This is a genomic window from Streptomyces coryli, from assembly GCF_011044975.1.
GTDB classification, from domain to species: Bacteria; Actinomycetota; Actinomycetes; order Streptomycetales; family Streptomycetaceae; genus Streptomyces; species Streptomyces coryli.
Window position 1 is genome coordinate 26,353 of sequence record NZ_JAAKZV010000072.1, and the last position, 6,332, is coordinate 32,684.

5 protein-coding genes are annotated in these 6,332 nt (G+C 74.3%); 1 reads left to right on the top strand and 4 read right to left on the bottom strand.

What is annotated here, in order from left to right:
* Positions 1-26 precede the first annotated feature (26 nt).
* The gene (locus G5C51_RS18055) at positions 27-1,295 is read left to right on the top strand and encodes a serine/threonine-protein kinase (RefSeq protein ID WP_165238558.1); all 1,269 of its coding nucleotides are present in this window, start codon (positions 27-29) and stop codon (positions 1,293-1,295) included.
* A 60-nt stretch (positions 1,296-1,355) separates the two neighbouring features.
* Here the strand turns inward: G5C51_RS18055 and G5C51_RS18060 are convergent, their stop codons facing one another.
* The 4 genes from G5C51_RS18060 to cobT all read right to left on the bottom strand — a co-directional run.
* Positions 1,356-2,138, bottom strand: coding sequence for an SH3 domain-containing protein (locus G5C51_RS18060; RefSeq protein WP_240929737.1), 783 nt, complete (start codon positions 2,136-2,138; stop codon positions 1,356-1,358).
* A gap of 135 nt (positions 2,139-2,273) precedes the next feature.
* Positions 2,274-3,077, bottom strand: a complete 804-nt coding sequence (locus G5C51_RS18065) for a TrmH family RNA methyltransferase (RefSeq protein ID WP_165238560.1) — start codon at positions 3,075-3,077, stop codon at positions 2,274-2,276.
* A 53-nt stretch (positions 3,078-3,130) separates the two neighbouring features.
* Complete coding sequence (gene cobA, locus G5C51_RS18070) at positions 3,131-4,363, bottom strand: uroporphyrinogen-III C-methyltransferase (RefSeq protein ID WP_165238562.1); 1,233 nt, start codon at positions 4,361-4,363, stop codon at positions 3,131-3,133.
* 235 nt (positions 4,364-4,598) lie between these two features.
* Positions 4,599-6,332 (bottom strand): nicotinate-nucleotide--dimethylbenzimidazole phosphoribosyltransferase (gene cobT, locus G5C51_RS18075; protein ID WP_165238564.1); only part of this gene is annotated, 1,734 nt, incomplete at its 5' end.

The following is a 6,332-nucleotide window of genomic DNA, read 5'->3' on the forward strand; positions in this document are numbered from 1 at the left end:
TTGTCAGGGCAGGCAGGGGACGGTTGATGGCGATGATGCGGCTCCGGCGCGAGGATCCGCGGGCTGTCGGATCGTTCCGCATTCATCGAAGGCTCGGCGCGGGCGGGATGGGCGTCGTCTACCTCGGCTCCGACCGGCGCGGCCAGCGGGTCGCCCTGAAGGTGATCCGGCCCGATCTGGCGGAGGATCAGGAGTTCCGGTCGCGGTTCGCCCGCGAGGTGTCCGCCGCGCGGCGGATCCGCGGCGGTTGTACGGCGCGGCTCGTCGCCGCCGATCTCGACGCCGACCGGCCGTGGTTCGCCACGCAGTACGTGCCGGGGCCCTCGCTGCACGACAAGGTGCAGGAGGAGGGCATCCTGCCGCCGGCCCGGGTCGCCGCCATCGGCGCCGCGCTCGCCGAGGGCCTCGTCGCGGTGCACGAGGCGGGCGTCGTACACCGGGACTTGAAGCCGTCGAACATCCTCCTGTCGCCCAAGGGGCCGCGGATCATCGACTTCGGGATCGCGTGGGCCACCGGCGCTTCGACCCTGACCCATGTCGGTACGGCCGTCGGGTCGCCCGGGTTCCTCTCCCCCGAGCAGGTGCGCGGCGTCGCGGTGAAGCCGGCGAGTGACGTCTTCTCGCTGGGTGCCACCCTCGCCTACGCGGCGACCGGGGACTCGCCCTTCGGACAGGGCAGTTCGGAAGTGATGCTCTACCGCGTGGTGCACGAGGAGCCGCAGATCCACGGCGCCCCGGACGCGCTGGCGCCGCTGCTGCTCGCGTGCCTCGCGAAGGACCCCGCGGAGCGGCCCACGACGCTGCAGCTGTCGGTGCGGCTGAAGGAGATCGCGGCCCGCGAGGCGCGCGGCGCGGGCGCCGTGCCCGCGGAGGGCCGGCAGGTGCACGCCGCCGAGGTCCCGGCCCCGGCCCGGCCGACCGAGCGGCAGCCCGAGCCCGCGGCGCCGCCCGCGTCCGCCTCCGGGAGGAGCGCCGCGCCCCGGCCCGCGCGCGGCTCGGGTGGCCGCGGCCCCGCGGCGCGCGGCACGAACGGCGCGCGCTCCAGCACGTCGCGTACGAACGGTGGGCGGGTCGGCGGGCCCGGTACGAACGGATCGCGGCCGCCCGCGCCCCGGTCGCCGTCCGGGGCCCGGGCCCAGGGCCGTAACGCCAAGGCCGCGGCGCCGGGTGCGGCGCGGCGGCAGGGTGGTGCGGACAGCCGGCTGCTGCGGCAGCGGCTGATCGTGTTCGTGCTGGTCACGGTGGTGGTGGCGCTGGGGATCGCGGCCGCGCAGGGGTGTCAGGGGCCGACCTAGGCCGGAGCGCATGGCCTGCGGCCCGCGTGTTCGTACGCGGGCCGCCGCATACCCCGGCTCTTACTTCGAGCAGAGGGCGTAACCGGTGAAGGGCGCGTCGTCGTCATCGGCGACGACCGACACGAGCCAGGCTGCCGGCTTGGTCTCCTCGGTGGGCATGCTCGCCGTCACCTCGTACTCGGCGCCGGCGATCCGGTCACGGCTGTAGTAGTAGCCACCGGAGAGCACCCGCGGGTGGGTGTCGGGGCACTTGGCCACCACCTCCGTCTCCTGGTCCTTCGACAGCGTGACCTCCTTGGTGGCCAACTGGGTTTCCGGGATGGCGGGATCGCCCTGCGGGCCGGCGGGGCCGCGCGCGCCCTTCTCGCCCGTCTCGCCCTTGTCTCCCTTCAGGCCTTGCGGGCCTTGCGGACCCGTGGCGCCGTCCTTGCCGTTCACGCCGTCCTTGCCGTTCACGCCGTCCTTGCCGTCCTTGCCGGGGGCGCCCTGTTCGCCTCGCGCTCCCTTGGGTCCGCGCGGACCGGCCGGGCCGCAGGTGGGTACGGCGCCGTCGGCGGACACGTAATGCGCGGCGACGTAGCCCGCGCGGCTGCCGAGCTCGTACCAGGCGCTGTTGCCGTACACGCTCTGGCCGATCGTCCGGCACTTGAGCGACAGCCGCTCGCCTGCGGAGTACGAGCCGCGCGGAGCGGACGAGGTGGTGGGCTCGGACCGTACGGTGAGCGTGTCGGGGGCGGTGACCGTGCCGGGGGTGTCGGCATGGGCGGTGGCTGAGCCGGCGACGGTCAGTCCCAGGGCGAGGGCGCTGACGATCGCCCCGGAAACGGCTCCACGGAGCTGCATGGGGGTCCCTTCTGAGTTAGCGGTAACTCGGCCAGAGAACCCGACGAACCCGCAGGTCGCGCGGGACACGCTGCCCGCAGAAGGGAGTTGTACATTTTTGAGTGAAGCGGGGGTGCCGCCCCTGACGATCTTCGGCTACGCCCGCCGCGTCGCGTAGAACGCCACCGCCGCGGCCGCCGCCACGTTCAGCGAATCCACGTCCCCCGCCATCGGAATCCGCACCCACTCGTCCGCCGCCCGCAGCGCGTCCGTCGTCAGGCCGTCGCCCTCGGTGCCGATCAGCAGCGCCAGCTTGTCGTAGCGGCGGGCCGCCAGCTCCTCCAGCGGGACCGACTTCTCGCTCAGGCACAGCGCCGCCGTCGTGAAGCCGGCCGCCCGCAGCGTCTCCAGGCCTTCCGGCCACGGGCTGATACGGGTCCACGGGACCTGGAACACCGTGCCCATCGACACCTTCACCGCCCGCCGGTACAGCGGGTCCGCGCAGCGCGGCGTGAGCAGCACGCCGTCCACGCCGAGGGCGGCCGCGGAGCGGAAGGCGGCGCCGAGGTTGGTGTGGTCGACGATGTCCTCGAAGATGGCGAGGCGGTGGCCGGTGGTCAGTTCGACCGGGTCCGGCAGCGGGCGGCGCTGCATCGACGCCAGGGCGCCGCGGTGTACGTGATAGCCGGTCACCCGCTCGGCGAGCGCCGGCTCTATCGCGTACACCGGGGCCGGGACCTCGTCGATGACGTCCCGCATGACGTCGACCCACTTCGCCGAGAGCAGCATCGAGCGCATCTCGTAGCCCGCCTGCTTGGCGCGCCTGATCACCTTCTCGCCCTCGGCGATGAACAGGCCCTCGGCCGGCTCGCGGCGGCGGCGCAGCTCGACGTCGGTCAGGTCGGTGTAGTCGGCGAGCCGGGGGTCTTCGGGGTCGTCGATCGTGATGAGTTCGGCCACAGGGTGATACTGCCTTCCCAGCGGTGAAGTGCCAACGAGGGCGGGGAGATCGGTTACCGCTGGTTACGTCCGCGGGCGGCGACGTCGCCGATGACGATGACGGCGGGCGGACGGACGCCCTCGGCCCGTACCGTCTCCCCCACCGTGGCGAGCGTGGCGTCCACGCGCCGCTGGGCGGCCATGGTGCCTTCCTGGATGACGGCGACGGGGGTGTCGCCCGGGCGGCCGCCGGCCATCAGCTTGGCGGCGATGGCGCCGCTGTTCTCCACCGCCATCAGCAGGACGAGGGTGCCGGTGAGCCCCGCGAGGGCCGTCCAGTCGACCAGGGAGCGCTCGTCGTCGGGCGCCACGTGCCCGCTGACGACCGTGAACTCGTGCGCCACCCCGCGGTGCGTCACCGGCACCCCCGCGGCGCCCGGCACGCTGATCGCGCTGGTCACACCGGGGACGACGGTGCAGGCGATGCCCGCCTCGGCGAGCGCCTCGGCCTCCTCCATGCCGCGGCCGAAGACGAAGGGGTCGCCGCCCTTGAGGCGGACCACCTGCTTGCCGGCCTTGGCGTGCTCGATGAGGGCGTTGTTGATGGCTTCCTGGGCCATGGCGCGGCCGTACGGGATCTTCGCGGCGTCGATCACCTCGACGTGCGGCGGGAGTTCGTCGAGGAGGTCGCGCGGGCCGAGGCGGTCGGCGATGACGACGTCGGCCTCGGCGAGGAGGCGGCGGCCGCGCACGGTGATCAGGTCGGGGTCGCCGGGGCCGCCGCCGACGAGGGCGACGCCGGGCGTACGGGCGCGGTGCCGGGGCGCGACGAGGGTGCCGTCGCGCAGGCCTTCGACGATGGCGTCCCGGACGGCCGCCGAGCGGCGCGGGTCGCGGCCGGTGAGGACGGCGACCGTAACGCCCTCGCTGCGGCCGGTGGCCGGGGTCCAGGCGGTGGCGGATTCGGCGTCGTCGCTGCGGACGCACCAGACGCGATGCCGCTCGGCCTCGGCGGAGGCGGCGGCGTTGGCCTCGGGGTCGCGGGTGCAGACGAGCGCGTACCAGGCGTCGGCGAGGTCGCCTTCGCGGTACGGGCGGCGCTCCCAGGTGAGTTCGCCGGCGTCGGCCATCGCCTCGACGGAGGGGGTGGCGGACGGGGAGACGAGCGTGACGTCCGCGCCGGCGGCGAGCAGCGCGGGCAGGCGGCGCTGGGCGACCTGGCCGCCGCCGAGCACGACGACGCGCCGGCCGGCGAGGCGCAGCCCTACGGGGTAGGCGGGGGCGGGGTCCGGGTGCGTCTCGGTCATCTCGGCGCGCTCTCTCTGGAGGGGCGGACGGTGCGTAGCGCAACCCTACGGCGCGCGGCTCACCTGCGGGAATGGGGATGTGGTGGGGGCAACACGGTGCGCTGCGCGCGGGTGCGCCGCCAGCGCGAGTGCTGCCCGGGCAAGCCGCGTCGGCGGGCGCCGGAAACGTCCGGGCCCGCCCCGTCCCGCCCTGCGGGACGCTTCGCCGCCGAGAGACGAGAGACCGGGAGGTCTCTCAGTTCTTTTCCGTGACTCCCGCCGCGTCGAAGGTTGCCACCTCGCGCATAGCGCGTGCCGCGCTCTGGACGACCGGGAGCGCGAGCAACGCGCCGGTGCCCTCGCCCAGGCGGAGGTCCAGGTCGATCAGCGGGCGCAGGCCCAGTTTCGTCAGGGCGGCGGCGTGGCCGGGTTCCGAGCTGCGGTGGCCTGCGATGCAGGCGGCCAGGGCCTCCGGGGCGATCGCGCGGGCGATCAGGGCCGCGGCGCCGGCGCTGACGCCGTCGAGGATCACCGGCGTGCGCATGGAGGCGCCGCCGAGGATGTAGCCGACGAGGGCGGCGTGTTCCAGGCCGCCGATGGCCGCCAGGACGCCGATCGGGTCGGAGGGGTCCGGGCGGTGCAGCTCCAGGGCGTGGCGGACGACGTCGACCTTGCGGGCGTGGGTTTCGTCGTTGATACCGGTGCCGCGGCCGGTGACCTCGGCCGGGTCCATCTCCGTGAAGACGGAGATGATCGCGGCGGAGGACGTGGTGTTCGCGATGCCCATCTCGCCCGTGAGGAGCGCCTTGTTGCCGGCCGTGACCAGGTCGCGGGCCGTATCGATGCCGACCTCGATGGCGCGCAGCGCCTCCTCGCGGGACATGGCCGGGCCCTGCGTGAAGTCGGCGGTGCCCGGGCGGACCTTGCGCGGTACGAGGCCCGGGGTGGCGGGCAGTTCGCCGGCGACGCCCGCGTCGACGACGCAGACCTCGGCGCCGACCTGGGCGGCGAAGGCGTTGCAGACGGCGCCGCCGCCGAGGAAGTTGGCGACCATCTGGCCGGTGACCTCCTGCGGCCAGGGGGTGACGCCCTGGGCGTGCACGCCGTGGTCGCCGGCGAAGATGGCGACGGCGGCGGGCTCGGGGACCGCGGGCGGGCACTGGCGGCTGAGGCCGCACAGCTGCGCGGAAATGATCTCCAGCATGCCGAGCGAGCCGGCCGGCTTGGTCATCCGCTTCTGCCGCTCCCAGGCCTCGCCGAGCGCCTTGGCATCGAGGGGGCGGATGCGCTCCAGGGTCTCGGAGAGGAGGTCGTGCGGGTCCTCGCCGGGCAGCGCGCGGCGGCCGTACGACTCCTCGTGCACGACCCAGGCGAGCGGGCGGCGCTTGGACCAGCCGTGCTGGACGAGCTCGGGCTCGCCGGGGAACTCGTCGACGTAACCGACGCAGAGATACGCCACGACCTCGAGGTGCTCGGGGAGGTCGAGCGCCTGGACCAGCTCGCGCTCGTCGAAGAAGCTGACCCAGCCGACGCCGAGGCCTTCGGCGCGGGCGGCGAGCCAGAGGTTCTCGACGGCGAGGGCGGAGCTGTACGGGGCCATCTGCGGCTGGCTGTGCCGGCCGAGGGTGTGGCGGCCGCCGCGGGTGGGGTCGGCGGTGACGACGATGTTCACCGGGGTGTCGAGGATGGCCTCGATCTTGAGTTCCTTGAACTGCTTCGCGCGGCCCTTGGGGAGCGACTGCGCGTACGCGTCGCGCTGGGCCTCGGCGAGTTCGTGGACGCGGCGGCGGGTGGCCTCGTTCTTGATGACGAGGAAGTCCCAGGGCTGGGAGTGGCCGACGCTCGGGGCGGTGTGGGCGGCTTCCAGGACGCGGAGGAGGACCTCGTGGGGGACGGGGTCGGAGCGGAAGCCGTTGCGGATGTCGCGGCGTTCGCGGATCACGCGGTGGACCGCTTCGCGGTCGGTTTCCGGGTAGGCGGGGGCTGCTGG

Coding starts and splice junctions, on each gene's coding strand:
- cobA (WP_165238562.1), bottom strand. CDS start 4,363: ATGACCGAGACGCACCCGGACCCCGCCCCCGCCTACCCCGTAGGGCTG.
- G5C51_RS18060 (WP_240929737.1), bottom strand. CDS start 2,138: ATGCAGCTCCGTGGAGCCGTTTCCGGGGCGATCGTCAGCGCCCTCGCC.
- G5C51_RS18055 (WP_165238558.1), top strand. CDS start 27: ATGGCGATGATGCGGCTCCGGCGCGAGGATCCGCGGGCTGTCGGATCG.